We start from the raw sequence: 24,527 nt of genomic DNA, 5'->3' as shown, positions 1-24,527 counted from the left end.
CTTTTCCTGATGCCGGAAAAGACTATCCTTAAATATAGCTTATATTTTGAAAGGTGAATGAAAAACATTAGAGTTATTTCACTATTCTGCTGCAAACAATACTTCTATCTACAGCAGGGAGGGATATTAGGCTTTATTGGAATTAATTACTTTTTTTGAGGGGATTGGCAGGTTTTTTTACGCCACACAACTAACAAACTGCCGCTAAAACCAATAATGAGTAAAGCAAGTGGCAGTAATATCAGGAAATTCATTACCAAGTCTTCATACTGACGAAAAATGGGGGTCTTACCAAGCGCATAACCCAAAGAGGTAAGGATAATGACCCACAGGAAGCCGCTGAGCCAGTTAAAAAACTGGAAACGGCTGTTTTGTAGACCTGTCAATCCTGCAAGTGTTGGGAGAAGCGTTCTGACAAATGCGAGGAAGCGGCCAAGAAGTAAAGCAGATAGGCCGTGGCGGTGAAAAAGGCTGTAAGCTCTTTGGTGGTAGTAGGCTGGAAGGTGAGAGAGCCAGCCTTGTACTATCTTGGTATTTCCTAGCCATTTCCCCTGGAGGTAACCGACCCAACAACCTAAGCTTGCTCCGGCGGTTAATATTACAATCGTCAGAGGGAAACTCATTGCTCCTTTGGCAATTAATACGCCAACCAGTATAAGCAGGCTATCTCCTGGCAAGAATGCAGCAGGAAGGAGGCCATTTTCAAGGAAGAGGATCAAGAATAGCATGATATAAATGGCCCATAATAGGGATGGATTGGCCAGAGTTTCATAATCTTGGTACCAAAGTGCATATATAAGTTCTTTTACTATTTCCATCAGGTGTTCCTAAAATGCCTTTGTTCGTTCATCCTGAAAGCATGAGGCTAAACTGATTAAATTACGTCCTGTTTTACGTTATTTGGCTGGTTTTAATGCCTTTTTACTCCGTTGAAAAAGGCAAATGACACAGCCTGTGCCACTGTAACAAAATCAAGGGTGACTAAACAGAAAATTTTGGTGATCAATTGAACGTTCATTAAAATGGGATAGGAAATGGTTTATGAGGTTGGATGAATTGCGTTTGTTCCTACTGTTTTTGCTGTTATTTTTTTATTTTTTCAGTGGTAGATTGATTCTTGTATCGATTTGATTTACTTTTCACCACAGCAAAGGGGAGTAACTTCCTTGCCGGTTTATCGTCATTACGATGCAATAGCATCCGGTAGCCGGGCAACCCTGAACTTATACCTGATGGTGCATTTTCTGTGTTGTAAGTGAGACCTTGCCAGAAGGCGAGGGTTGCTTGCAATACATCCATCTCCACGATGTGGGGAAGAAATATAGCAGCGGCTGGCGTCTTCTGAGACTTCAGCCGTTTTTGTTTGTGAGAGAAAGAAAATGAACTCTGTGGGTAGCCCTTTTTTATGGGGAAGTTTTGCTGTCTTAATTACAATTATGTTGTTGCTGGATCTATCTCTACAGGGGCGTAAGAAAGAGCAGGCAATGTCATTTCGTCAAGCTGCTGTCTGGAGTGTGATCTGGATAAGTTTATCGCTCTTATTTGCATTAGGATTATGGTGGTATTGCAGAGAAACCGCAGGGGAAGCTGTTGCCAATAGTCAGACAATGGCTTTCCTTACCGGGTATTTACTTGAGAAAGCACTTGCTGTTGATAATGTGTTTGTTTGGCTAATGTTATTTAGCTATTTTGCTATTCCGGCAAATTTGCAACGTCGGGTACTCATTTACGGTGTCTTAGGCGCAATTGTGTTGCGTACCGTGATGATCTTTGCAGGGAGCTGGTTGGTTTCTCAATTTAGCTGGATACTCTATCTGTTCGGTATCTTTTTGCTGGTTACCGGCGTTAAGATGGCGTTGGCGAAAGAGAATGACTCCCCGATAGGCGATAAACCTTTTGTCCGTTGGCTAAAAGCGCATATTCGCATCACTGATAATCTTCACGGAGAACGTTTCTTTGTGGAAGAAAAAGGTTTGTTATATGCGACTCCACTAATCCTGGTTCTGATTTTGGTTGAAATTAGTGACGTTATTTTTGCTGTAGACAGTATTCCTGCTATCTTTGCCGTGACGACAGATCCTTTTATTGTTTTGACCTCTAATCTTTTCGCTATTTTAGGATTACGTGCAATGTATTTTTTACTGGCAGGTGTGGCAGAGAAATTTACAATGCTGAAATATGGTTTATCAGTCATTCTGGTATTTATCGGTATTAAGATGCTAATAATGGATTTTTATCATATTCCTATGGGGGTTTCCCTGGGAGCTGTAGCGAGTATTTTGATAATAACAATGATTATTAATGTTTGGGTAAATAAGTATAAAACTAAAGAGATCCAGTAATTAGATAACTATTTTTTAACAGATAACCATATCTTTCTTGAATGGGAAGATATGGTTTCTTTTTGTCTTAAATTGCTGCGAAATGATTAAACATAAAAATAAATAATTGTGTTTTGTAAATGTGTAAATTGCCGTTTTGATCACACAAATGTGAATGTATTGTTAATAAGTGCTGGCGAGGTTGTATATTTTAACTATCGCGGCTTTTCACTACTCTTGGTTTCCCTATACTGAGGAAACAAACACAAAAAATATAGGCTTAACAGAACTGTTAATAAAATGGATCAGCTATGGAAAAACAAAAACGTGGCTTCGTGTATTACCTTGTACAAGGGAGCCTGGTTAAACAAATTTTGGTAGGTTTAATTGCAGGGATACTGTTAGCGTGGTTGACGCCTTCGGTTGCCAAATCAGTCAGTTTGCTTGGGACGTTGTTCGTTGGCGCCTTGAAAGCGGTAGCCCCTGTATTGGTATGGATTCTGGTTATGTCTTCTATTGCTAACCATAAAGAAGGCCAGAAAACCAATATTCGTCCGATCCTTATCCTCTATGTCTTGGGTACTTTTTTTGCTGCTTTGGTTGCCGTGGTCGGTAGCTTTATGTTCCCGTTACAACTGGTGCTAGCTGTCAATGATGCTCAGATGTCTCCGCCTGAAAACATTATGGAGGTGATTAAAGGGTTACTGGTTAATATTGTCGCTAATCCAGTAAACGCGTTACTGAACGGTAATTATATCGGTATTCTTGCTTGGGCTATTGGTCTTGGGATCGCACTGCGTCATGCGACGGATTCAACTAAATCTCTGATTCATGATATGTCTGAGGCGGTTACTCAGATTGTTCGAGTGGTCATTCGTCTCGCACCGATTGGTATTTTTGGTCTAGTGTCTTCAACCATTGCAGAAACGGGGTTTAAGGCTTTACTGGGATATGTCCAATTACTGGTTGTATTACTGGGTTGCATGTTGGTTATGGCACTTATTGTAAATCCATTGATTGTTTACTGGAAAATTCGTCGTAATCCTTATCCGCTGGTATTTGCTTGCCTGCGTGAAAGTGGCGTAACTGCATTTTTCACCCGCAGTTCGGCGGCAAATATCCCGGTAAATATGGCGATGTGCCGCCGTATGAATTTGCATGAAGATACTTATTCAGTTTCTATCCCGTTGGGAGCAACCATCAATATGGAAGGCGCTGCGGTAACTATTACGGTATTGACTTTGGCTGCGGTCAATACGCTTGGGATGCCGGTTGATCTGCTTACAGCTTTGTTGCTAAGTGTGGTGGCGGCGATTTGTGCCTGTGGCGCTTCTGGTGTGGCAGGGGGATCGTTATTGTTAATTCCTTTAGCGTGTAGCATGTTTGGGATTTCCAATGAGATGGCTATGCAGGTTGTGGCAGTCGGTTTTATTATTGGTATATTACAGGATTCCGCGGAAACGAGTCTGAACTCTTCTACCGATGTATTATTCACTGCTGCTGTTTGTCAGGCCGAGGATGACCGGCTGTCATCGGATCAGCTAACTCAACGTAATTAAAGTGTTTCGGTTTAAAAAACGAGTAAAATGTCCGCGCCAGGAATGGCGCGGCTTGAGGATTTACTTTGTTTTTACGACTTGTCTGTGATCGCTATTATTTATCATCAAATTTTAAGGCCCAACCGAGTACCTTGATCGATAGCCCGTCGAGCATCCAATTCGGCAGCAACATCTGCCCCGCCAATAAGATGCACAGTTTTTCCCGCTTGCTGTAACGGTTGATACAATTCTCTCAGTGGCTCTTGCCCTGCACAAATGATGATGTTATCTACGGCAAGACAGCTCTGTTCCCCATTGCAACTAATATGTAGCCCTTGATCATCTATTTTTAAATATTGCATGTTGTTTAGCATTTTTACGCCGCGCAGGTGTAGATTGGTTCTGTGTATCCAACCTGTTGTTTTACCTAGTCCTTCACCAACCTTTGTCGGCTTACGTTGCAATAAATAAATTTTCCGGGGAGAAGCTTCTGGTTTGGGGCCTTGAGGGGATAAACCACCACGATGTGTCAGATTATAGTCAATACCCCACTCTTCACTGAAAGCGATGCTATCAAGGCTAGAGCTTTTTCCTGGTTGACTCAGATATTCTGCGGTATCAAAGCCGATGCCGCCTGCGCCAATGATAGCTACACGTTGACCGACATTTTTCTTATCCCTTAATACATCTAGGTAGCTCAGTACCTTTTCGTGGTGGATACCTTCGATCGTGAGTTGGCGAGGCGCAATGCCGCTGGCGATAATCACCTCATCAAAATCAGAAAGCGCTTCTGTTGTTGCGGCCTGGTTCAACCGTACATCAACATGATGGATTGCTAACTGACGTTGAAAATAACGCAGTGTTTCATGAAATTCTTCTTTACCAGGGATCTGTTTGGCAATATTAAATTGTCCGCCAACCTGTCCGTCACGTTCAAACAGAGTGACATGATGACCACGACTGGCAGCGGTCACGGCGAATGACAATCCGGCAGGTCCGGCGCCGACAACCGCCAATTTTTTAGGCATAGTAACAGGTTCGGCGGCCATTTCTGTTTCGTGGCAGGCGCGAGGATTAACTAAACAAGAGGCTATTTCACCGACAAAAATCTGATCCAGACAGGCCTGATTACAGCCAATACAAGTGTTAATCTCATCGGCCCGTCCCTGTTGGGCCTTCATAACAAATTCAGCATCGGCCAGAAAAGGTCGTGCCATAGAAACCATATCGGCACAACCTTGTGCTAGCACTTGCTCTGCAATGTTGGGATCATTAATTCTGTTTGTTGTGATCAATGGGATAGAAACTTTGCCCATCAGCTTTTGCGTTACCCAACTGAATCCGGCACGGGGAACCATAGTGGCAATTGTTGGAATCCGAGCCTCATGCCAGCCGATACCGGTATTGATAATAGATGCTCCCGCTTGCTCAATGGCAACAGCGAGTTGCTCGATTTCCTGCCAATTAGATCCCTCTTCTACTAAATCTAGCATTGAAAGCCGGTAGATTAGAATAAATTCTCGTCCAGTTGCTTGGCGGACAGCTTTAACAACCTCCACGGCAAAGCGCATGCGATTTTCAAAACTTCCGCCCCATTTATCTTGGCGGTGGTTGGTACGAGCAGTCAGGAACTGATTAATCAGATAACCTTCAGAACCCATAATTTCTACGCCATCATAGCCGGCTTGCTGTGCCAGTTGTGCGCAGTGAGCGAAATCAGTAATGGTTTGCTGGATGTCCTCTTCTGTCATTTCACGGGGCATGAATGGATTAATCGGTGCTTGAATAGCTGTGGGGGCGACAAGGTGTGGTTGATAGCTGTAACGGCCGGTATGTAAGATTTGCATGGCGATTTTTCCACCAGCCTGATGAACTGCATCTGTAATAATTTTATGGTGAATGAGATCTTTTTCATCTACCAGAAATGCAGTGCCTTTTCCTATAACACCTTGTTTATTTGGTGAAATTCCTCCTGTGACAATCAATGCCACGCCTCCGGCTGCTCGTTCAGCGTAAAAGCGGGCAAGCCTCTGAGCGCGATCGGGATGTTCCTCTAGCCCAGTGTGCATTGATCCCATCAAAATGCGGTTTTTCAGTGTGGTGAACCCTAGGTCTAGAGGGGTCAACAGGTGAGGATAATGGCTCATTGCAATCTCCGTCGGGTGTTTGTCAATCATAACCAGATTATTATTGTGTCCTAAACCACGGGACAAAACTCCAGGTGGTCGGATGAGTAATGGTTCAAATTTAGATGGAATAAGGTTAATTGGGAAAAAAATGTTAAATGAATGTGATGAAGGTCATGAAATCAGGTTCTTTCATGGGGTTAGTTAAATGCTTAAAATCGGGTTTTTCTTGGGGTTGACCTACAACGCGCCGAGACAGAACGCGCTGTAAATCAGGAGGGCATTAGACAGGTAGTCAAACAGAAAGTAAAAAAACAGACGATGAAATGGCTCAAACGTTAATTCATCGTTCTGATTTTTATCTATTGATTATGCTTGGTTGAGCAGAATGTTTAACATACGGCGCAACGGTTCGGCTGCACCCCACAGTAGTTGATCGCCGACAGTGAGGACTGAATAAATCGGCTCATCGTTAAGTGACATTTTCTTATAGCGGCCGACACCTACACGCAAAGAACCGCTGATAGCGGCTGGGGTCAGTTTGCTTATGCTCTCTTCTTTGTTGTTGGGCACATAGCTCACCCACGGATGCGCATTTTGCACTAGTTCAACAAATTCGGTTTCGCTGACATCGCGTTTCAGCTTCATGGTGATAGCTGCGCTATGACAGCGAATTACACCGACGCGAACACACAGACCGTTGACCTTAATAGTGCCGGGCTGGTGGCCTAGGAGCTTATTGGTTTCCATTCTTCACGACTATTGCCGTCACCGAGGTCGCTGTCAATCCAAGGAATAATGTTACCTATTAGAGGCACACCGAAAGCTTGTGTTGGTAATTCTGGGCTGCTGATCAGATTGGTAACTTTTTTTACCAGAGGTAATATTGAGCCTTTATCGGCTAGATCGTCTGTGCTCAAGTATTGGTTGATGTGTGAATTTTGTGCTATCAGTTCACGTACATACTTGGCCCCCGCGCCAGAAGCGGATTGGTAGGTCATCAAGCTCATCCATTCGATTAAATCAGCTTTTATGAGACCGGCTAGTCCCATAAGGCTCAGTGTAATAGAACAGTTTCCACCGACGAAAAGTTTGGTGCCTTTGCTAACTTCATAATCAATTTGGCTACGGTTGACCGGATCGAGAATGATGCAGGAGTCTTTATCCATACGTAGTGCCGAGGCAGCATCAATCCAATAGCCTTTCCAGCCACTGGCCTTGAGAGCAGGATAAATTGCCTTAGTATAATCGCCGCCTTGACAGGTAATAATTATATCCATGTCCGTCAATGAGTTGATTGCATTGGCGTCTTTGAGTTGATAAGTAATGCCATCAATGGTAGGACCGGAGGAGCCAGCATTCGATGTACTATAAAAGTGAGGAGCAATGCCTTGAAAATCGTTTTCTTCCAGCATGCGTTGTAACAAAACAGAGCCCACCATTCCCCGCCAGCCAATTAAACCGACTTTTTTTATCATATCTTACCTGTATTAAGTTGTAGCATTGTTAATCGTTTGTTATACATCGGCGATGGGGTAATGTCATTAAAGATTACCGAGCATTGATAATTTGTGGATAAATTTTCTCAACAATAATATGGGCCGGGCCATAATCGATTTCAGTCGCTCACTTTACCGGATAATCCGTGGCATGGCTTTTATGCTCTTACCAGAGGAGAATATAACTGATTTGGCAAGGCGATTTGTTTACCCAGTTTTAGTATTTTTTTCTGAATAATGTGAGAGCCACTTGAGATATTAAAAGTGCGGGTTTTGCTTTAATAGGGAATTGATTTTCCATATATTAACTTAATTCCGGTTTTGACTCCGGAATAGGGTGAACTCCTTTATTCTGATTTAATTTATAACTCGGTGGTTATTATGAAAAAACAGATGATTGAATGGGTAACTTTGGCGGGAAAAGGGGTGACTTTAGAACCTCTGACACACCAACGGCATGATGAGTTTTTACAGGCAATCGAAGAGGGTGAATTGCATAAATTGTGGTACACCAGTGTCCCTTCGCCAGCTGAGCTAGGTAACGAGATTGAACGCCATTTATTGCTACATGAAAAAGGTACTATGCTGCCTTTTGCTATTGTTGATCATCGAACAGGCAAAGCGGTTGGAATGACCACGTATATGAATATTGATTCTGGCGCACGCCGGTTGGAAATCGGTTATACCTGGTATGCACGTTCTGTTCAGCGGACACATATTAATACGGAAGCAAAATATCTCTTATTGAAATACGCTTTTGAAGAACTGGGATGTATCGCAGTGGAGTTTCGCACTCATTTTTTTAATCATCAGAGTCGGAAGGCGATAGAGCGACTGGGCGCAAAACTTGATGGGATTTTGCGTAGTCATGCTGTATCTAAAGATGGCAGTATCAGGGATACTTGTGTTTACAGTATTATCAGTTGTGAATGGCCTGCGGTTAAAATGCATCTTGAATGGCAGATGGTTAAACCGAGGTAAGAGTCATCGCAAAATTAGGCCGTCCTGTGAAAGGGAGCGGCCTGATATCTGATTTAATTTGAAAGTAGGGAATGCAGCATGCCATTGTCCAGTTCATCTAGTAATTGATAACGGCGACGATATTCCGCCCGCTTTTTACTGGCTATATCTTCAAGAGGTTTTCTTTCAATAGATAATGGTAGATGGAAATCTTTATTTTTTTCCTTTGTTCCACCTAATGATTCCCAGAAAGAATCGTAATCAGCGACTAATTTATCTTTCTTTTTATGCCAATAGCGTAGGCTTTTATAGATGTGGGTATCGTTGCTGGCTGCCAGAATTTGCTGACATTTAAAGTGGGCAGCAAAGCGGCAAATAGATTCAATCAGTAAGCGTTTTGGAAATAATCCATAACAATCTTTCGTTGCATCGCGGATAATGTCAAGGGTTGCATCGCCTTTGGAGCCTTGCAGCCCACCGATGAACAGTGTTTTTTTACCGGCAATAGTGAGTAATGTGAAAGCACATCTCGCCAAAGTTTTATTATCTTCTGTTGCAATAAATAGAGTAAGCTCACCTTCTTTATTAAAACAGTCCATAGAATCTAAAAAAATAGTATAAGCTCCACTCTTACCATTGATAACCGCTAATGGATATGCATTGGAACGAAATATTTTATTAACAATAGACTGGTTTAGCCCAGTAAATAACAGTTGGTAATGTTCATTTATTGCGCGTAATGTCTGCCCTCTGTTGAAGTTAATGCTCAGATAGGGGCGATGTAGTTTAGAAGGTAAACAAGGTTGTTTCTTCAAAATATCCAGATAAAACGGTGTATTAACTATCTGGTTTAATAGTTTTAACGTCGCTATTGGCATCAGGGCGCTGCGTAAAGCAAATTTAGTGCGATTCTGTGCAGAATACCAATGGGGGCTCGGGCTGATTTTTTTTCCGACTAAATCTGTGAACAGTCGGATTCCTGAACTGGCAGGTTGATACATATATTCCATTGCTTTATCTAGTTCTAAAAATTACGGGGAGGAAAGATGAATTGTAAGTCCTGAGTATACTCCTCTGGTATTAAACAAAACTTCAACGGATGTTTATTTTTGTTTTTTTAAGATAAAAAATCAACAGTTGTTTAATGAATGTTTAGTTATTGAGGGGATTTTTTCTTGTTTGTTTATTATTCGTTGAGTTTTCTGTGATGTTTTCTGTTGTAAAAACACCTCTAAAAAATGAGAGAAACGGCTATGACTTTAGTGTGATACCGGAGGTCATGAGCTGTAACAAATTTAGCAGGTGAGTATTGATGGTAAATGATTAATATTGAATATATTATTTTTTAAATCCATTTAATTAAAGTATTAATAATTATTATATTAATCTGTTTTTTTCATTAATATCAAAATGGAATGGATGAGATATTTTTATTTTATGATGTATGTCATATTTTTATGATGAATTTCTTATTCTTATAAAGTTAATTTGGCACTTGCAGAATATGGATTATGTTTTATTGTTAATTAAAGTTTGTGATTCTATGTTATTCAATACACACAAAGGCTATTAATAATGGATGAAATACTTGTTCTTGTTGATAAATATGACAATCCCATTGGTTCAGCGGGAAAAGCTGATATTCACCAGAAGGGGATATTACATCGTGCCTTTTCTATCTTTATCTTTGATAATAAAGGAAATTTACTCCTACAGAAGCGAGCGGCAACCAAATATCATTCAGCCGGACTTTGGACTAATAGCTGCTGTGGTCATCCTAGAGTTGGTGAGGCTCTGGAAGCCGCTGCGCGCCGGCGTCTTGGCGAAGAGATGGGTTTTGACTGTCCATTGAAAAAGGTTTCGTCATTTATTTATCACGCGATACTGCCTAATGATTTGATTGAGTATGAATATGATCATGTTTTTATTGGGCGTTTTGATAAAGAACCGATAATTAATCCTGATGAGGTGTCAGATTACAAATGGGTTAATCCACTGAAATTGAGGGAGCTAATTAATAATGCTCCTGATGTATATACGGTGTGGTTTAAAAAAATCATTGATGGCCTTTCGTATCAAGATATTGAGGAGTGGCAAAGACTGATCTGATAGTAATGTAATTTATCGGTAATTACGACATTGAATTAAATAGATATGAATATCTCATTAAAATTTACCAATACGCCGCAAATCCTGACAAATTAAGGGTGCGACGTTTTAAAAACCTTTAATAAGGAAAAGCTCATGAGTAGCTTTAATAATGTATTTTACACTGATGTTGAGCCTGTCCTGCCCTATCATATCATTCGGGGGGAAACTACCAACGACTACGAAAGTAAGGTGGTACAAACTTATTGCGAGGATCCAGAATATTGGCGTAAGGTGATTGGTGATACGCTGTTATTCCAGTTTGGTGTTTACGATGATCCGGCTTCAAAGCCACCAATTTCATTGGATGAGTCAGGTATCCGTTATTTTGAGCGTCAGTTGCTATTGGCTGGTTTGGAAACAAAGGTCGAAAGACCACCAATTCGGCGTATCTTGGATCTCGGTTGTGGCTGGGGTTATATCTTGAAATATCTGGCTGAGCGTTTTCCTGAATGTAAACGTTTGGATGGCGTAAATATTAGCGAACAGCAGTTGCAGTATTGTGCCAAATTTCATGCACAACATGGACTTTCTGAGCGTATCAATTTGTATCTGTGTAATGCACAGGATATTGATTGCTTACCTGACTCACAGGAGTCTTATGATCTGGCGATTATCCGCGGTGCTATTACACATTTCCCTAACTCATTGTATGAGAAAGCTATGTGTGCATTGTTTAAACGCATGAGCACGGGTGGTCAGGTGGTGGTTTCTGACAGCCTCTATAATATGACTTTGAATAGCTATCAATCGGGCATTTCTGACACCATTGATCGTCTAGCTTGTGGTAATCGCAAAACGCCCGCTTATTTCAGACAAGTGTTGGAAGAAAGTGGCTTTATTATTAAAGACATGAGGGTGTTGCCATCTAATATTGATGTTGTGCATTGGCTGCTAGATATTAAGTCTAATATCGAACGAAGTTTTCCTGAAGGTGTTAGTGGTGCCTTCGAAGAGCTGCGTATAGTAACTGAAAATTTATCGATTGCCTTGGTGAAAAACTATGTGTCGGTTTATAGCGTTATCGCGCAGAAGCCATAGCAAGTAGCTTTGTTTTCTTAGTTGAAGAGTGGGGCTGCTAAAACCTTTGTTGCTGTTTTGTTGTCACTGACGGTTAGAAATAAAATCTATGGCCCCTTTTTTACGGAGTAGCTTGATTAGATCGCGCCAGCATTGATGGCGCGATAGAAATCTCCAACTGAAAAATTTCTAATAAATTTCAGTTCTTGAGCCTTATACACCTGTGGTTTGGGTGGGCAGCCAGCAAATCAATGTCATAACTTTGATGTTAGAGACGTTGGATGTGGTTAAAGCACTGGCGGAACAGATTGCCGCCCATACGCACCACAACACAGGTACGCCGGAGAACGCCAGCGCGATAAGGAACACGGCCTATAAATCGGATGAGCTGCAACAGAAGTATTCTCCTGTGATTGGGTGAATATCATTCCATTTATGTGAGGTTTTTTACGCTATGGCATAGGTTGATAACACCTTTTTTAAGGTGTAGACTGATTGTGTTAGCAGGAGAATGTCGCGCTGGAACCGAGGCTACCAATCTCGTATAGCGCAAAGACAAACCGCCCTATCCAAGGGTAAAAGTAAAAAACCAACCTCACCAGTTGGTTTTTTATTTTTATCTACTCATCATTTTAATTGATTGAATCATTTGAAAATAAACCTATAATCAACGGCTGTTAGTTTGGGGTAGTGTTCTGACCTGTGTATCTCTGACGCAAGTTTTCGTAAGTCCTGGCTGAGTACAGGTGGTGCTGATTCAGTGCCTCGGTCAGAGCGCGATATTCTCCTGCTAACACAGATGAGGGCCAGCCGGACAGGCAGCGTAAAGGCAATGGCTGGTTAAGTCGTGCTCCTGGCGGGAGCAAACGGGTGAAAGCATTTATTGACACTGCTATCATCGTTCTCAAAGCGCTAATCGCGCTTTTAGAGCTGATCCGTGCATTTCTGAAATAGATAACGGAAACGTAGCTAAGGCCATCGGGGTAACCTCCCGGTGGCCTTTAACATTTACCGCTTTTGCTCAAGCAAGCCACTCTTGTTTAAGTGGCCCAATATACTAATCTAAAAGCTTAAATTTGGTAATCCCGACTGGACTTGAACCCGTGTTCAAGCGGTTATTGCTTCGGTAGTATGGGAGGATAGCCAACAGATTAGTGTAGTTTACCGCGAGTCATACACATAATCACATTGGGACGCCTTTTTAAATGCGGTATCAATCAACGCTACGGGTTCGTGTTCTGATAGTTTGAAACACATTATTGATTAATTATCTCGCCCGCAAAATATGCGGGCTGTTTTACATCTTCATAGAGCTATGAATACAATTCTGATATTAAAAGAATGGGCAATAAGTGTAATAAAAAACTGATAATTTAGCGTGTTATATTAGCTTAGTGATTTAAAAGTTGTCGTTACTTTTTCGGATATAGAAATAACTTATGTGATATCAGAATTGTTTGGTAAATCATTTCGGACGGTTCGTTTAGCAGGTGTAACACCAATTTCCTGAGCAATCAACCATTCCCCCTTAGGCCAGGGGCGCGTTAAAGCATTTGCTAATGTTGAAGAACTTAAGCCGTGCTCTCTGGATAATGATGCCAGCGTTTTATTCTTCTTGCGTATCGCTGCGATAATATCGGCGGTATGCCAGTCTGGCGAAAACGGCACTACACCGCACCCGCCTGCACGTTTTGGATCAAAAAAATTTTTCAGTTTTAAAATCCTACAAGGCAAACTGCCAAACCGCGCCAGCACTGGCGGAGTGGGAGAAATCACAAACTGAAATGATTGAAAAGATTTTTAGGAAATTTCAGTTTGTAGATCTAGGAAGGAGCACAGCAGAAAGGTTAATTCAATGATAGTAATGGAATATTTCTATTTTACGTAAGAAGTAAGATTACGAAGATAAGCCGAAGGAAATTGCAAAACACAGTACTAGCGCGGTCTCGTGGCTATTAGAAAATTGAAATCGACTAAGTTAAGTAAATATATTTTCATTGGCAGAAAATTTTTTTCGCGTTTGGTTCGCTCGGTCAAAAAATAATCTTCCTTGTGTATGAACAATGGCACAACAGAGACATAAAAATTTTCTCAGGGGACAAAAAGGGGGCACTGGCTAAAAGACATAAAAAAACCACTCTGGCTTGAGTGGTCTATCTATCTGTTTTCACAGAAAAAATCTGGTGGCCCCTACTGGACTTGAACCAGTGACCAAGCGATTATGAGAACTGTGATAGGGACTGTAAAAACAATAAGTTAACAATAAAAACAATGCTTTAGGTGTAAATAAAGCTCAAAATTATACAATATTTATTTTTTCGTGCGACACTTTTTGCCAGGGGGTTGAGTTTCAGTGCATCATCAAGGTGATCAGGTGAAAAGTGAGCATATCTCATTGTCATTTTTATATCTGTATGACCTAGTATTCTTTGTAGTACTAAAATATTGCCACCATTCATCATAAAATGTGATGAGAATGTGTGTCTGAGAACGTGAGATAATTGGCCGTCAGGTAATTCAATCTTAGCTCTGTTTATTGCTGACCTGAATGCGTAATAGCAAGGTGTAAATAGCTTTCCTCTCTTCTTGGGAATCTCATTGTATAAATCCTGACTAATGGGTACGGTACGATTGCGTTTACCTTTGGTTTTCACGAATGTGATTTTATTTTGGGTTACTTGTGAGCGTGTTAGGGTTTCGGCTTCTGACCATCTTGCGCCAGTTGATAACGCTATCTTGACTATCAGAGATAAATCTTGAGAGCTACTTTCTTCACAGGCTTTGAATAAGGTATCAATTTGTTCATGGGTTAAAAACGCCATTTCGGATTCATCAGTTCTGAATGCTCGAACATTTTCAATAGGGTTAGCTCTTTCCCATTCACCTAATCGCTTTAGTTCATTAAAAACAGCCCGAAAATAGGATAGTTCAAGGTTGACTGTACCAGTGGAAACTTTTTCCACTCGCTTAGTTCTGGAGAGTTTGCCGGATAGCCTTTGTTCTCTGTACTTAGAAAATAGTTGCGCAGTGAACTCAATGGCAAGTGGATCACCCACACGCCCAGAGCATAGTGGTATGGCGCTTTGAGCCATCGCTTAACGTAATTCCATGCGCTTTATACCAGGCTTCAACCAAGTCACGTAATTTACGGGTATCTTTAGTATTAGTTTCTACCCACGGTTTGCCACCTAGTTTATCAAGTTCATAACGCTCATAGGCCAACGCTTCGCCTTTAGTTGCGAACTTTTTACGAACTCTTTTACCTCGTTTGCCTTCGGAACGGTTTTCAATATAAAAATCAGATACCCATTGACCTGATGGTAGTTTTTTGACTGGCATGAGTAAAATTCCAATTAATTAGAATACAAGTCATGACTACGAATTAGTTTTACCTGAATTTGTTAATTTATTGATATTGTCTTATTTTCCACAATCTTCTACTAGCTTTTGATATGCTTTACTCATACTATCTTGTGATTCCTTGATTGGTGAAATGAGATTTTTGTTTTCTGGCAATTTTCTGACTTAGCAAATGTAGAAACTGAAAAAATAGTTAATCCATAAGTAATTTTTTCATTACTATTCCTTAGATGTGATTTTTTATTGTTGTGACAACACGGCCAATGACTGTTATGTCATTTAGATCGCAGTCAAAAGCCATACCCACGCCAGAAACACGGACACGTTTAACCGGAATTCGAGTTAATTCGCGAATACTGATTTTTCCCTCAATCTTAACTAGCCATTCACCGTCATAAACATCGGCAAATTTGCGGTCAATAATGTAGCGGGTTTTGTTATCTATGACACAAATAGGGTCAGAAGGCAGAGGAATGCCAGAGGTAAACATCTGCTCATCAAACATGACATAGCCAGACTGATGCAATTGCCTATCTATTAGTTTGTGGCTTGATAACTTCATGATGCCTAATTCATCGTCATCATATTTTTTACCCTGTCCAGTTGCTAACCATTCCAGCCTTACATCTGTTTCGGCCATACATTTAACAACTAAATCAGCAGGAAATCCTCCTCTTTTGTACCGGCTGGATAGACTACTTGACGCCATATCAAAATGATCTGCTAGCATCAGCTTTGTTGTAAATCCATACGCTTCAATGATTCGGTCTAAGACGGGAGCACTATCTCCAGTCATATCAATGTTGAATTTAGCCATATCGTTCACATGTTTAATCTCGCAATATGCAACTCATTTGTTGGGTGTTCTTAAAATGCGAGATAATCTAATCCTGTATTTATAGAAATAAGCAATATTTATTAATATTGCAAAATATTTAACAAGAGGATTTTGCCTTATGCGCCCTAACATTACAATTACTATCCCGGAACCCTTCCTTCCATTGGCAGAGTATTGCCGTAGAACTGGAACACCTATCGGTACTGCTCGTCGTTTGATTGGATATGGCAAACTGCCAATCAAGCCCAAGGGACAGCAGAAAAAGGGGCTTGTTGAAGTCAACATGGCTGCACTCACTATCCAAGCTCTCAGCGGCTACGATATTTCGCTTGAAGCGTAATAATTCTTCGCTTTTGGAGAAAAACAGCAATGTTTGATTATCAAGTTTCCAAACAAACACACTTTGATCATGCTTGCCAGGCATTTGCCAACGTTCATAGGGGCAACTTAGCTCAAATTTCGGGAGCTATCCGAATGAATCCGCAAATGCTGCGTAACAAGCTAAATCCTGAACAGCCTCACATACTGACTTGTGTTGACTTAATGAAGTTAACCGATGTAACGCAAGACGCATCTATTTTGGATGGATTACTGGAGCAGTTGCGGTGTCAGCCATCGGTACCGGTGAATGAGATTTGTGATTCCAACATGTCGAATTATTTGTTAGGTGTAACGGCAGAAGTGGGAAAACTGGCAAGTGCTGTTGTTTCGGGAGGTCATTTCAATCATACCCGTGTGGCTGAGTTTAAGAGGACGGTTAATAATGCGATCAGATTATTAACTTTAGTGGGTATTACCATTTCATCAAGATTGCATTCTAATGCCTGCGTCTAGTTCGGTGGTTGATGTTGTTGCAGGTATTGGAGCATTGTTAGTGTGAGGTCAGCATGAACGCATTAAAGCAACAAGAACACCAATATAAATTGACTGGTGAATCATTTAAACCCCAAAAAGATAGGTTTATCTATCCAATCGTTCTATGTGCTTTTGCTTATTTTATTCTGTTCCTGATTCGATGAGGTTTATATGAACACGGAATATCAATTTGAATCAAGCGAACAACGTGCATTCTCAATATCTTTTGAAACGCGGGTTAATGGATTAAATAAAGTTGCTCAAGTCAGGGCACAATATTTCAAATCTGATAATAAAGAGTTAAGTGTCTTTATTAATGAGATGAGAGATAAACGTAGCGAAAACTATGTGGATAATAAACGCGTGTTAGCTGCCATTTTCTACATAGCACGTATGCCAACCAATAGGCATGAACTGGCATTGAATGAATTAACTCGTGAAAAAATGATTAGTCTGATACGAGCAATAAATATTATCAAGGCAACGAGTGTATTATTACCCAATAATTTATCGTTGCCGAACTAAATAAAAATAACTATCGTTCTAATTTTAATGGCGCTAACACGTCAGGGATTTTTATTACCAAAAACAAGGAAATTAATAAATGAAAGCTACAGGTATTGAGCAGTTAATAAAAAAGGTGCGGGAGGATGAACGTAAACATTATGCAGATTTATTTTCATTCCGTTTAGCAAAACTGTCCGTTCATGTTTTGAAAAATAAAATGGATCATGCGGCCAGTGCAGCGCTTTTGCAAAGTGAATCTGAGAACGTCGAGCGTCAGGCCCAGGAGTGGCACTATATCTGATGTTATCGACCAAGCTTGTCAACATGCAGAGGAAACACTGGAACGCAAAATATTAAGGCATATAAACCGCCCTGTGAGTGTTTCTACGTTTGAATGTGAAGATTGTGGGGAATTAATCTCATCAGAGCGACGGATGAAAGTCATGGGTGTTACCCGTTGTGTTTCCTGTCAGGAAGTTTTCGAGATGGAACAGAAACATTATCGGAGTGTATGGGATGACTAGATATCATGATCTAACAACTAAAAATTTTGATTGCATTGTGTCAGATAGTCAGCTTTGCATTGATGTATCGGTATTTATGCCTGTAATTGAGGAAAACGATATTGTTATTTTACGTGAATATAAAGGCGTTAGGGTTAAAACCTTTATCGTTAATTCTGTCATAAGAGATGATGTTAGCTGTGATTATTCATATGGAAATATCAGATATGAACTTACATCGCTATCACCGAATTTTTTCTTTCGTGAGGGTGAATAATCATGAAAGTGAAAAACAAAACTCATCATTAAAAAATAGTTTTTTTATAGCCATTGATAACGGAAAGAAAAAATCAAAATTTAGAGTAAATGATCAAGAATATAAAACAGGTGATTTTCTTGCATTGAATAAAATTGATGATAATGGAAATTTCATAGGAAGATTGATTTCAGGAAAAATAACAAATGTAACGGTAATTAATAAAAATTTTTATCCGCAGAGAGCGGAAGAATTTGTTTTGCTTTCATTTTAATTAATTCCCGTTAATTGTCTGTAACATGAATATTGTAAGAAAAGAAGAAAATAACGGCGATGCACTGCGTTCAATGTATCGCCAGAGTATAGAATTTCAGCTAGGGTTGCCGAATGATGCAACGCTGGCTGAACGTATTATGTGGGAAGCGAACCCCAACGATTATGCATGGCGGCATCAATATCTTGAGAATATGCCGCATTCACTGGCTATCTACCTTGCAACACGCTACGCCAACATTTTCAATCAATCTGGTCGCCGCCGGGCTAATGCGTTTTTACGTCAGTTCTGCGAGAACGTATTACCACGGTTAAAATTGGTCAATGAACAATACGAGTTCCAGCATATTGTATCTGGTGTTATGCCGTTCCCGTTTATCGAATCACTGGAACAATTGCCAACATTAGGACGTAAAGAAATAAAACAGTTTGCGCATGAGGTTGCGCGGTTTATGGCTGAAGAGTTACGACCAATATGTTGAACAGGCCCTACAGAATGAGCAGGATGCTTACCGTAGATTAATTCACGTCTATACCCGTTTGGCTAAATTGACACAGCAAGCGGGAACGATAGCCCCATATTGGCAGCAATTTGCAAAAGGTCGAATTAAACCCACAGAAGACCAACTATGTGCGGGATTGCTGCGCATGATGTCAGATCAATGGTGGTACATCCGTTTAAAGCGGATACGTGATATTCGTGCCGAACATATTGCAATTGCTGTCGGACAGGTACAACATGTTAAATGTGTCTGGGTTATAGCGGTTCCGCAGTTTTTCAATGGATGCCAGGTTGAATCCACCCTTAATGGCATCTTCCAGCGTAATGACGTAACGCCATTGACCATCCGGGCAATCACGGCCACCATCACGCAATTCATCAAATGAGGGGAATTCAACATGTTTGCGTTTTGGATCATTGCCGCGCCATTCATCACCTATCCAGAACGGGTAGGCGGGATGGGTTTTGGCGCTGGGGGTTGAAAAGTACGTGGTGCGCCATTTATCATGTGTCGCCATTGCCGACGCCACTTCATTGAGGCGTTTAAAATCAGGTACCCAAAAATATTCGTCACAATACAAATGGCCGGAATAGGATTGTGCCGTGTTTTTATTGGTTGACAAAAAACGCAGTTCGGCGCCGTTGCTGAGTCGAATAGGATTGCCGGTCAGCGTCACACCGAAGAAGTGTTCGGCGATATTGACGATATACGAGCGGAAAACTTCTGCCTGTGGTTTTGAGGCTGATAAGAATATTTGAGGAGCGCCGGTTAACACGGCATTTTCGAATGCCTCAAAGGCGAAATACCAGGTTGCACCGATTTGCCGACTTTTGAGGATATTTCTGATCTGTTTTGCCAGATTATTGCGCAAATGTTTTTGATAGCCGAAAAGCGTCTTATCGACAAACTGCTGAAAATCTTCTTTAGTCAGTGTCGAAATATCATTTTTACGATAGCGTTTCTTTTTCTTGGGTTCATCCTCACTGGATGGGATATAATCACCGCCTGATTTTTCTTGCGCCCTAATTTCGGCCAGCTTTTCTTGATGCTTATTTTCCTGTGCCATCAGTTTTATATGATGTGCAATCAATCGGTCGAGTTCGTCTAATTCCAGTGTAGCGAGCCGCATAAATTGAAAAAGCGCGTCATTTAAATTGATAAAATTTCTACACCGCGCTTTTTATCAAAACATGTGGTTTATTTAGCCCCTTTTATAGTCAATAATTGACTGAATTTTACTCATTTCTTTCTACATTCCTACAAACACTCATTTTGAACGTTAATTGATCTAAAAAAGGCCGCTTGAGCGACCTATACAGATGGAAACACTGTAAGTCAGCGTGAGGTTTTCCGCACACTCACATATAGAGCTAATTTTGATAAATACAATTTATTCTATGCGCGGCGACGGAATTTACATGTCAAAGATCGGTTATATCCGAGTGTCAACAAATGACCAAAATAGCGATTTACAAAAAAATGCGTTGATGAGTATAAACTGCGAACAAATTTTTGAGGATAAATTAAGTGGAAAAACAACTAACAGACCCGGTTTAAAGCGGGCTTTAAGGCAACTTAAAAAAGGAGATACTTTAGTTGTTTGGAAATTGGATAGACTGGCCCTTGATGGCGAGGCCATCCCATTAAAAAGTCTGACCGTAACCCCATCGGTGATGTTTCAGGACACAGACCAAAGCGGCCAGTCATCCAGTACCGCCGTAGCGGAGCAAGGCATTAAGCCCAAGGAGTTACGTGTTACGGGGATCATTCCGTTTACTGAACAAAAAACGCTGTCACGCCTGTTTGCACTGGCGGAGGCCAAAGATAAGGGAAATCTGAAACGCTACCGTGTCGCTAACCTCACCGCGCAGGCCATCAATTTTCGTATCGGGACATTCACCCATACCATTGATGCCAACAAAATCGACGGTAAACAGGCATGGCAGGTGACATTTACTTTGCGTGAACATTTATCCGTTGCTGAAAAACGAGACGCCCGCGTTGCCGACAAGGTACAGACTAAGCAACAGACACAGGCAACGCAAAGAAGTGCTACCGCCAAGGAAGCGCCGGAAAAATTAAGCTGGTTTGAAAGCAAAGTATTGAAACCGATTAATGACAAAATAGGACCGGCTAAATAATGACACCGATTAACCGGTTCTATCTTTCCGGTGATGAAATTCACCTGGTTGACGCCAATATTATGCTGGAACTGGCATCCTGTGGACGTGGCTTTATCACGGCGGAAACGACATCCGATTACACCGGAAAACTGGTGCGGCTGGACGTGGGTTACACGGATTTGGTATTACGCTGGTTTACGGGCTATGTGGCACGCTCACAGCCAGCCCAAAACGGTTATCAGCGTTTGTTTGTGCGTGAGCTGGTCGGTGTGTTTGATCGATTATGGCCGTGTTCATTTCAGCATCCAACACTGAGCCAGATTGCGGACTGGTTGCAGGAGTACAGCGGACTCACCTTCACATTGCCGGATGCCCCTTATACGGAGACACCCATCCCGCATTTTACCCATCATGGTACCGGCTATCAGTTGCTGGCTAATCTTGGGCAGGTTTTTTCGATTGAGGATTATCTCTGGCATCAATTGCCGGATGGTTCGGTTTATGTGGGCAGCGGGGCGCATTCGATGTTTGCGGGGAAACCGGTAGAGATCCCCAATGAATTTAGCCAGCGTCAGTCCGCAGGCAATGCGATGACCATTCCCATGATCCCATCGTTGCGCCCTGGCGTGGTGATCAACCAGTACCGGCTGAACAAAGTCAATCTGAGCAATGCAAACATGGTCATTACATGGGAAGCCGCCAACAAACTGACCGGTCAGTCGCAGACCAGAACGCCAATGCAGAGTCAGATTGATGCCGCCTACCCCGAATTATCGGCAGGGCTGCATTTACCCAAATTTGCCCGCATTGAGGCACACACCGAAAGCACGGCTAGCGGTGATATTTCCGATCCATTCCGGCCACGCTATGCGGTTGATGTGCAATTATTGGCTGGTGACGGTAACGATGCTGCCGCTCCTGTTTACCACGCTGTACCGCTGCCTTTGCCGATGGCGGGCAGTGAATCGGGTATGTTCCAATATCCGCCAGTCGGAACGATTGTAGAAATTGCATTCGAAGGAGGCCGACCGGACAAGCCCTTTATCCGGCAGACATTAAGCCAGGGCAATACTTTGCCCGATATCAAGCCGGGCGAACAATTGCAGCAACAGCGGGCGGAAGTCTCGCAGAGGGTGACTCAGGAAGGGCACTGGATTCGTCAGACTGACCAAACTATTGATGAATCGTCTATGCACCGTGAAGTCAGGGCAGACACGGAAATGCGTACCGTAGTCGCACGGGAAACCACGATACAGGCCACGGATAAAACCACGGTTTTGGGCACGTCTACGCTATTAGCGGGTGCTGTCCAGCAAATCGCAGACGGTGACTATAGTATGGTGACATCATCAAATTTCGTTGCCAGTGTGGGGAAAGAGGCCAATGTTGAAGTCGGGCAAAAGCTGATAGAGAAGATTGGTCTGCTTAAGCAGAGCATCGCTCGAGCTAGGCAAGAAATCGTCGCGCCCGTGGTTTGGGTGGGCAGCCAGCAAATCAACGTTATGCAATTGATGTTAGAGACGCTGGAGATGGTTAAAGAGTTGGCTGAACTGACAGCCAGCCATACACACCATAATACAGGTACACCGGAGAACGCCAGCGCCATCAGGAACACGGCCTATAAATCGGATGAGCTGAAACAGAAGTATTCTCCTGTGATTGGCTAGATTGATTGGCCTCTCTTCGGTAAGGTTTATTTTTACCTTTTCTATATGGTAAACAAAAGTGTTGACGCGGTAATCATAAATGTTTACTGTGTTTGTATGTTCAACAGAATGGAGGAGTGGTGAAGCAAAGCGAGTTTAGACGGTGGCTGGAAGCTCAAGGCGTCGAAGTTTCAAATGGGACAAACCATCTGAAACTGAGATATCAGGGGAAACGAAGCATTATGCCGAGACACCCTAGCCAAGAGATCAAAGAGCCGCTGAGGAAAGCAATCATTAAGCAATTAGGATTGTGATAAAAACCCGCCTCGCAAGGGGCGGGTTCTCGCACAGGTTCACCATTAAAAATATGCGATATCCAGTCACACTAGAGCCAGTAGAAGAGGGCGGTTATTTCGTCTCGTTCCCGGATATCCCCGAAGCTTTAACCCAGGGGGATACACGGGAAGAGGCGCTAGAGATGGCACTCGATGCGCTAATAACCGCCTTTGAATTTTACTTCGAAGATAATGAAAAGATCCCGCTTCCTGGCCCCGTAGGGCAGGATTATGTTGATGTGCCCTTAAGCGTGGCCTCTAAGGTGCTTATGCTCAATGCGTTTCTTGATTCCAAATTAACGCAAATTGAATTAGCCAACCGTATGGGGGTGAAAAAGCAGGAAGTGACCCGTATCTTTGATTTACGGCACTCAACTAAAATTGATACGGTGGGTAAGGTCGCATCGGCTATCGGACATCAGTTAACTTTGTCCATTGAATGAAAATCACCATTAATTAACAGGCTGCGTTAATACGTGGCCTTTTTTATATCCTGATAAACTGCAACCAGATGCACACAGCACTGTTATCAATCAAACTAATACGTACCAGGTTAATAATGCGCGTACTAGGTTAATAATGCGGTATCAATCAACACTACGGGTTCGTGTTCTGATGGTCTGAAACACATTATTGATTAATTATCTCGCCCGCAAAATATGCGGGCTGTTTTACATCTTCATAGAGCTATGAATACAATTCTGATATTAAAAGAATGGGCAATAAGTGTAATAAAAAACTGATAATTCAGCGTGTTATATTAGCTTAGTGATTTAAAAGTTGTCGTTACTTTTTCGGATATAGAAATAACTTATGTGATATCAGAATTGTTTGGTAAATCATTTCGGATGATTCGTTTGATAGGTTGCTTATTTTCGTCAAAATACCGACTGGGCCATATCTCAGCAGGGGTGACACCAATTTCCTGAGCAATCAACCATTCCCCTTTAGGCCAAGGACGCGTTAAAGCATTTGCTAATGTTGAAGAACTTAAACCGTGCTCTCTGGATAATGATGCCAGCGTTTTATTCTTCTTGCGTATCTCTGCGATAATATCGGCGGTATGCCAGTCTGGCGAAAACGGCACTACACCGCACCCGCCTGCACGTTTTGGATCAAAAAAATTTTTCAGTTTTAAAATCCTACAAGGCAAACTGCCAAACCGCGCCAGCACTGGCGGAGTGGGAGAAATCACAAACTGAAATGATTGAAAAGATTTTTAGGAAATTTCAGTTTGTAGATCTAGGAAGGAGCACAGCAGAAAGGTTAATTCAATGATAGTAATGGAATATTTCTATTTTACGTAAGAAGTAAGATCACGAAGATAAGCCGAAGGAAATTGCAAAACACAGTACTAGCGTGGTCTCGTGGCTATTAGAAAATTGAAATCGACTAAGTTAAGTAAATATATTTTCATTGGCAGAAAATTTTTTTCGCGTTTGGTTCGTTCGGTCAAAAAATAATCTTCCTTGTGTATGAACAATGGCACAACAGAGACATAAAAATTTTCTCAGGGGACAAAAAGGGGACACTGGCTAAAAGACATAAAAAAACCACTCTTGCTTGAGTGGTCTATCTATCTGTTTTTACAGAGAAAATCTGGTGGCCCCTACTGGACTTGAACCAGTGACCAAGCGATTATGAGTCGCCTGCTCTGACCAACTGAGCTAAGGGGCCGTTGGATGGAAAGGATTATACGTACAGTTTTGCTCGCGG

General features: G+C 41.8%; 26 protein-coding genes, 1 tRNA gene and 5 pseudogenes. 19 read left to right on the top strand and 13 right to left on the bottom strand.

Going from position 1 to position 24,527, the window contains the following annotated elements:
* Positions 1 to 146 precede the first annotated feature (146 nt).
* Both EAE92_RS10385 and EAE92_RS10380 read right to left on the bottom strand, forming a co-directional pair.
* Positions 147 to 818, bottom strand: coding sequence for a DedA family protein (locus EAE92_RS10385; RefSeq protein ID WP_065390406.1), 672 nt, complete (start codon positions 816 to 818; stop codon positions 147 to 149).
* Between the two features lie 265 nt (positions 819 to 1,083).
* Positions 1,084 to 1,290: a hypothetical protein gene (locus tag EAE92_RS10380; RefSeq protein ID WP_152662958.1), complete on the bottom strand. Its 207-nt coding sequence runs from the start codon at positions 1,288 to 1,290 to the stop codon at positions 1,084 to 1,086.
* Between the two features lie 89 nt (positions 1,291 to 1,379).
* Here EAE92_RS10380 and EAE92_RS10375 point away from each other — a divergent pair, with 89 nt between their 5' ends.
* Together EAE92_RS10375 and sstT are read left to right on the top strand one after the other, a co-directional pair.
* The gene (locus EAE92_RS10375; RefSeq protein ID WP_214068017.1) at positions 1,380 to 2,342 is read left to right on the top strand and encodes a TerC family protein; all 963 of its coding nucleotides are present in this window, start codon (positions 1,380 to 1,382) and stop codon (positions 2,340 to 2,342) included.
* A 290-nt stretch (positions 2,343 to 2,632) separates the two neighbouring features.
* Positions 2,633 to 3,880, top strand: a complete 1,248-nt coding sequence (gene sstT, locus EAE92_RS10370; RefSeq protein ID WP_214068016.1) for a serine/threonine transporter SstT — start codon at positions 2,633 to 2,635, stop codon at positions 3,878 to 3,880.
* 104 nt (positions 3,881 to 3,984) lie between these two features.
* Here the strand turns inward: sstT and EAE92_RS10365 are convergent, their stop codons facing one another.
* Together EAE92_RS10365 and asd are read right to left on the bottom strand one after the other, a co-directional pair.
* Entirely contained in the window at positions 3,985 to 6,006 is a 2,022-nt protein-coding gene (locus EAE92_RS10365; RefSeq protein ID WP_214068015.1) for an oxidoreductase, read from the bottom strand.
* A 348-nt stretch (positions 6,007 to 6,354) separates the two neighbouring features.
* Positions 6,355 to 7,460: pseudogene (gene asd, locus EAE92_RS10360) on the bottom strand (aspartate-semialdehyde dehydrogenase).
* Positions 7,461 to 7,865: 405 nt separating this feature from the next.
* Between asd and EAE92_RS10355 the strand changes: the two are divergent.
* Entirely contained in the window at positions 7,866 to 8,465 is a 600-nt protein-coding gene (locus tag EAE92_RS10355) for a GNAT family N-acetyltransferase (RefSeq protein WP_036808631.1), read from the top strand.
* A 53-nt stretch (positions 8,466 to 8,518) separates the two neighbouring features.
* On the opposite strand, the gene EAE92_RS10350 is transcribed toward EAE92_RS10355, so the two are convergent.
* Positions 8,519 to 9,454: a VirK/YbjX family protein gene (locus EAE92_RS10350; RefSeq protein ID WP_214068014.1), complete on the bottom strand. Its 936-nt coding sequence runs from the start codon at positions 9,452 to 9,454 to the stop codon at positions 8,519 to 8,521.
* Positions 9,455 to 10,019: 565 nt separating this feature from the next.
* Between EAE92_RS10350 and idi the strand changes: the two genes are divergently transcribed.
* The 3 genes from idi to EAE92_RS10335 all read left to right on the top strand — a co-directional run bounded on the left by idi (position 10,020) and on the right by EAE92_RS10335 (position 12,033).
* Complete coding sequence (idi, locus tag EAE92_RS10345) at positions 10,020 to 10,553, top strand: isopentenyl-diphosphate Delta-isomerase (protein ID WP_105395935.1); 534 nt, start codon at positions 10,020 to 10,022, stop codon at positions 10,551 to 10,553.
* Positions 10,554 to 10,688: 135 nt separating this feature from the next.
* Complete coding sequence (locus tag EAE92_RS10340; protein ID WP_214068013.1) at positions 10,689 to 11,633, top strand: SAM-dependent methyltransferase; 945 nt, start codon at positions 10,689 to 10,691, stop codon at positions 11,631 to 11,633.
* A 202-nt stretch (positions 11,634 to 11,835) separates the two neighbouring features.
* Positions 11,836 to 12,033: a hypothetical protein gene (locus tag EAE92_RS10335; protein ID WP_246545125.1), complete on the top strand. Its 198-nt coding sequence runs from the start codon at positions 11,836 to 11,838 to the stop codon at positions 12,031 to 12,033.
* Positions 12,034 to 12,289: 256 nt separating this feature from the next.
* Here the strand turns inward: EAE92_RS10335 and EAE92_RS10330 are convergent, their stop codons facing one another.
* Positions 12,290 to 12,502 carry a hypothetical protein gene (locus EAE92_RS10330; protein ID WP_214068012.1) on the bottom strand — a complete coding sequence of 71 codons (213 nt, stop codon included), beginning with the start codon at positions 12,500 to 12,502 and terminating at the stop codon, positions 12,290 to 12,292.
* Here EAE92_RS10330 and dinQ point away from each other — a divergent pair.
* Positions 12,495 to 12,566, top strand: a complete 72-nt coding sequence (gene dinQ, locus EAE92_RS25390) for a damage-inducible type I toxin DinQ (protein ID WP_369293964.1) — start codon at positions 12,495 to 12,497, stop codon at positions 12,564 to 12,566. The two genes, EAE92_RS10330 and dinQ, sit on opposite strands and share 8 nt — an antisense overlap.
* Positions 12,567 to 13,049: 483 nt before the next feature.
* Here the strand turns inward: dinQ and EAE92_RS10325 are convergent, their stop codons facing one another.
* From EAE92_RS10325 to EAE92_RS10315, 4 genes and pseudogenes are all read right to left on the bottom strand, one after another.
* Positions 13,050 to 13,280: a helix-turn-helix domain-containing protein gene (locus EAE92_RS10325; RefSeq protein ID WP_214068011.1), complete on the bottom strand. Its 231-nt coding sequence runs from the start codon at positions 13,278 to 13,280 to the stop codon at positions 13,050 to 13,052.
* A 608-nt stretch (positions 13,281 to 13,888) separates the two neighbouring features.
* On the bottom strand, positions 13,889 to 14,434 hold the full coding sequence (locus EAE92_RS25385; protein WP_422616053.1) for a tyrosine-type recombinase/integrase: 546 nt from the start codon (positions 14,432 to 14,434) through the stop codon (positions 13,889 to 13,891).
* A 75-nt stretch (positions 14,435 to 14,509) separates the two neighbouring features.
* Positions 14,510 to 14,951, bottom strand: a pseudogene (locus tag EAE92_RS25380) (phage integrase); the annotation flags it as partial.
* A gap of 247 nt (positions 14,952 to 15,198) precedes the next feature.
* A complete protein-coding gene (locus EAE92_RS10315) occupies positions 15,199 to 15,789 on the bottom strand; it encodes a phage repressor protein CI (protein WP_214068010.1) in 591 nt (196 codons plus the stop codon).
* 139 nt (positions 15,790 to 15,928) lie between these two features.
* On the opposite strand from EAE92_RS10315, the gene EAE92_RS10310 reads away from it, so the two are divergent.
* From EAE92_RS10310 to EAE92_RS24545, 8 genes and pseudogenes are all read left to right on the top strand, one after another.
* On the top strand, positions 15,929 to 16,150 hold the full coding sequence (locus tag EAE92_RS10310; protein WP_112878857.1) for a regulator: 222 nt from the start codon (positions 15,929 to 15,931) through the stop codon (positions 16,148 to 16,150).
* A 29-nt stretch (positions 16,151 to 16,179) separates the two neighbouring features.
* Positions 16,180 to 16,690, top strand: a pseudogene (locus tag EAE92_RS10305) (phage regulatory CII family protein).
* A 146-nt stretch (positions 16,691 to 16,836) separates the two neighbouring features.
* Positions 16,837 to 17,190, top strand: coding sequence for a DUF5347 family protein (locus tag EAE92_RS10300; RefSeq protein ID WP_214068009.1), 354 nt, complete (start codon positions 16,837 to 16,839; stop codon positions 17,188 to 17,190).
* Between the two features lie 79 nt (positions 17,191 to 17,269).
* On the top strand, positions 17,270 to 17,473 hold the full coding sequence (locus tag EAE92_RS10295; RefSeq protein WP_214068008.1) for a DUF2732 family protein: 204 nt from the start codon (positions 17,270 to 17,272) through the stop codon (positions 17,471 to 17,473).
* Complete coding sequence (locus tag EAE92_RS10290) at positions 17,397 to 17,696, top strand: TraR/DksA family transcriptional regulator (RefSeq protein ID WP_246545124.1); 300 nt, start codon at positions 17,397 to 17,399, stop codon at positions 17,694 to 17,696. The genes EAE92_RS10295 and EAE92_RS10290 overlap by 77 nt, the downstream gene beginning before the upstream one ends.
* A gap of 206 nt (positions 17,697 to 17,902) precedes the next feature.
* On the top strand, positions 17,903 to 18,205 hold the full coding sequence (locus tag EAE92_RS10285; protein WP_214068007.1) for a DUF3850 domain-containing protein: 303 nt from the start codon (positions 17,903 to 17,905) through the stop codon (positions 18,203 to 18,205).
* Positions 18,206 to 18,230: 25 nt separating this feature from the next.
* Complete coding sequence (locus EAE92_RS10280) at positions 18,231 to 18,686, top strand: hypothetical protein (RefSeq protein WP_214068006.1); 456 nt, start codon at positions 18,231 to 18,233, stop codon at positions 18,684 to 18,686.
* A pseudogene (locus EAE92_RS24545) lies at positions 18,640 to 18,885 on the top strand (replication endonuclease); the annotation flags it as partial. The gene EAE92_RS10280 and the pseudogene EAE92_RS24545, both read left to right, overlap by 47 nt.
* 48 nt (positions 18,886 to 18,933) lie before the next feature.
* On the opposite strand, the pseudogene EAE92_RS10275 reads toward EAE92_RS24545, so the two are convergent.
* Positions 18,934 to 19,821: pseudogene (locus EAE92_RS10275) on the bottom strand (terminase large subunit domain-containing protein); the annotation flags it as partial.
* A 304-nt stretch (positions 19,822 to 20,125) separates the two neighbouring features.
* On the opposite strand from EAE92_RS10275, the gene EAE92_RS10265 reads away from it, so the two are divergent.
* From EAE92_RS10265 to EAE92_RS10250, 4 genes are all read left to right on the top strand, one after another.
* Positions 20,126 to 20,848 (top strand): recombinase family protein, encoded by a 723-nt coding sequence (locus EAE92_RS10265; RefSeq protein WP_339959371.1) that lies wholly within the window; start codon positions 20,126 to 20,128, stop codon positions 20,846 to 20,848.
* Positions 20,848 to 22,497 carry a type VI secretion system Vgr family protein gene (locus tag EAE92_RS10260; protein WP_214068005.1) on the top strand — a complete coding sequence of 550 codons (1,650 nt, stop codon included), beginning with the start codon at positions 20,848 to 20,850 and terminating at the stop codon, positions 22,495 to 22,497. The genes EAE92_RS10265 and EAE92_RS10260 overlap by 1 nt, the downstream gene beginning before the upstream one ends.
* Positions 22,498 to 22,616: 119 nt before the next feature.
* Complete coding sequence (locus EAE92_RS10255; RefSeq protein ID WP_011147672.1) at positions 22,617 to 22,790, top strand: type II toxin-antitoxin system HicA family toxin; 174 nt, start codon at positions 22,617 to 22,619, stop codon at positions 22,788 to 22,790.
* A gap of 53 nt (positions 22,791 to 22,843) precedes the next feature.
* Complete coding sequence (locus EAE92_RS10250; protein ID WP_036808644.1) at positions 22,844 to 23,254, top strand: type II toxin-antitoxin system HicB family antitoxin; 411 nt, start codon at positions 22,844 to 22,846, stop codon at positions 23,252 to 23,254.
* Between the two features lie 368 nt (positions 23,255 to 23,622).
* Here EAE92_RS10250 and EAE92_RS10245 read toward each other — a convergent pair whose 3' ends face one another.
* Together EAE92_RS10245 and EAE92_RS10240 are read right to left on the bottom strand one after the other, a co-directional pair.
* A complete protein-coding gene (locus EAE92_RS10245) occupies positions 23,623 to 23,898 on the bottom strand; it encodes a helix-turn-helix domain-containing protein (RefSeq protein WP_214068004.1) in 276 nt (91 codons plus the stop codon).
* 513 nt (positions 23,899 to 24,411) lie between these two features.
* Positions 24,412 to 24,488, bottom strand: a tRNA-Ile gene (locus tag EAE92_RS10240).
* Positions 24,489 to 24,527: the final 39 nt, after the last annotated feature.

Origin of the sequence: Photorhabdus hainanensis (genome assembly GCF_018448965.1) — a bacterium.
GTDB classification, from domain to species: domain Bacteria; phylum Pseudomonadota; class Gammaproteobacteria; order Enterobacterales; family Enterobacteriaceae; genus Photorhabdus; species Photorhabdus akhurstii.
This window is presented reverse-complemented; position numbering and strand designations above follow the sequence as displayed.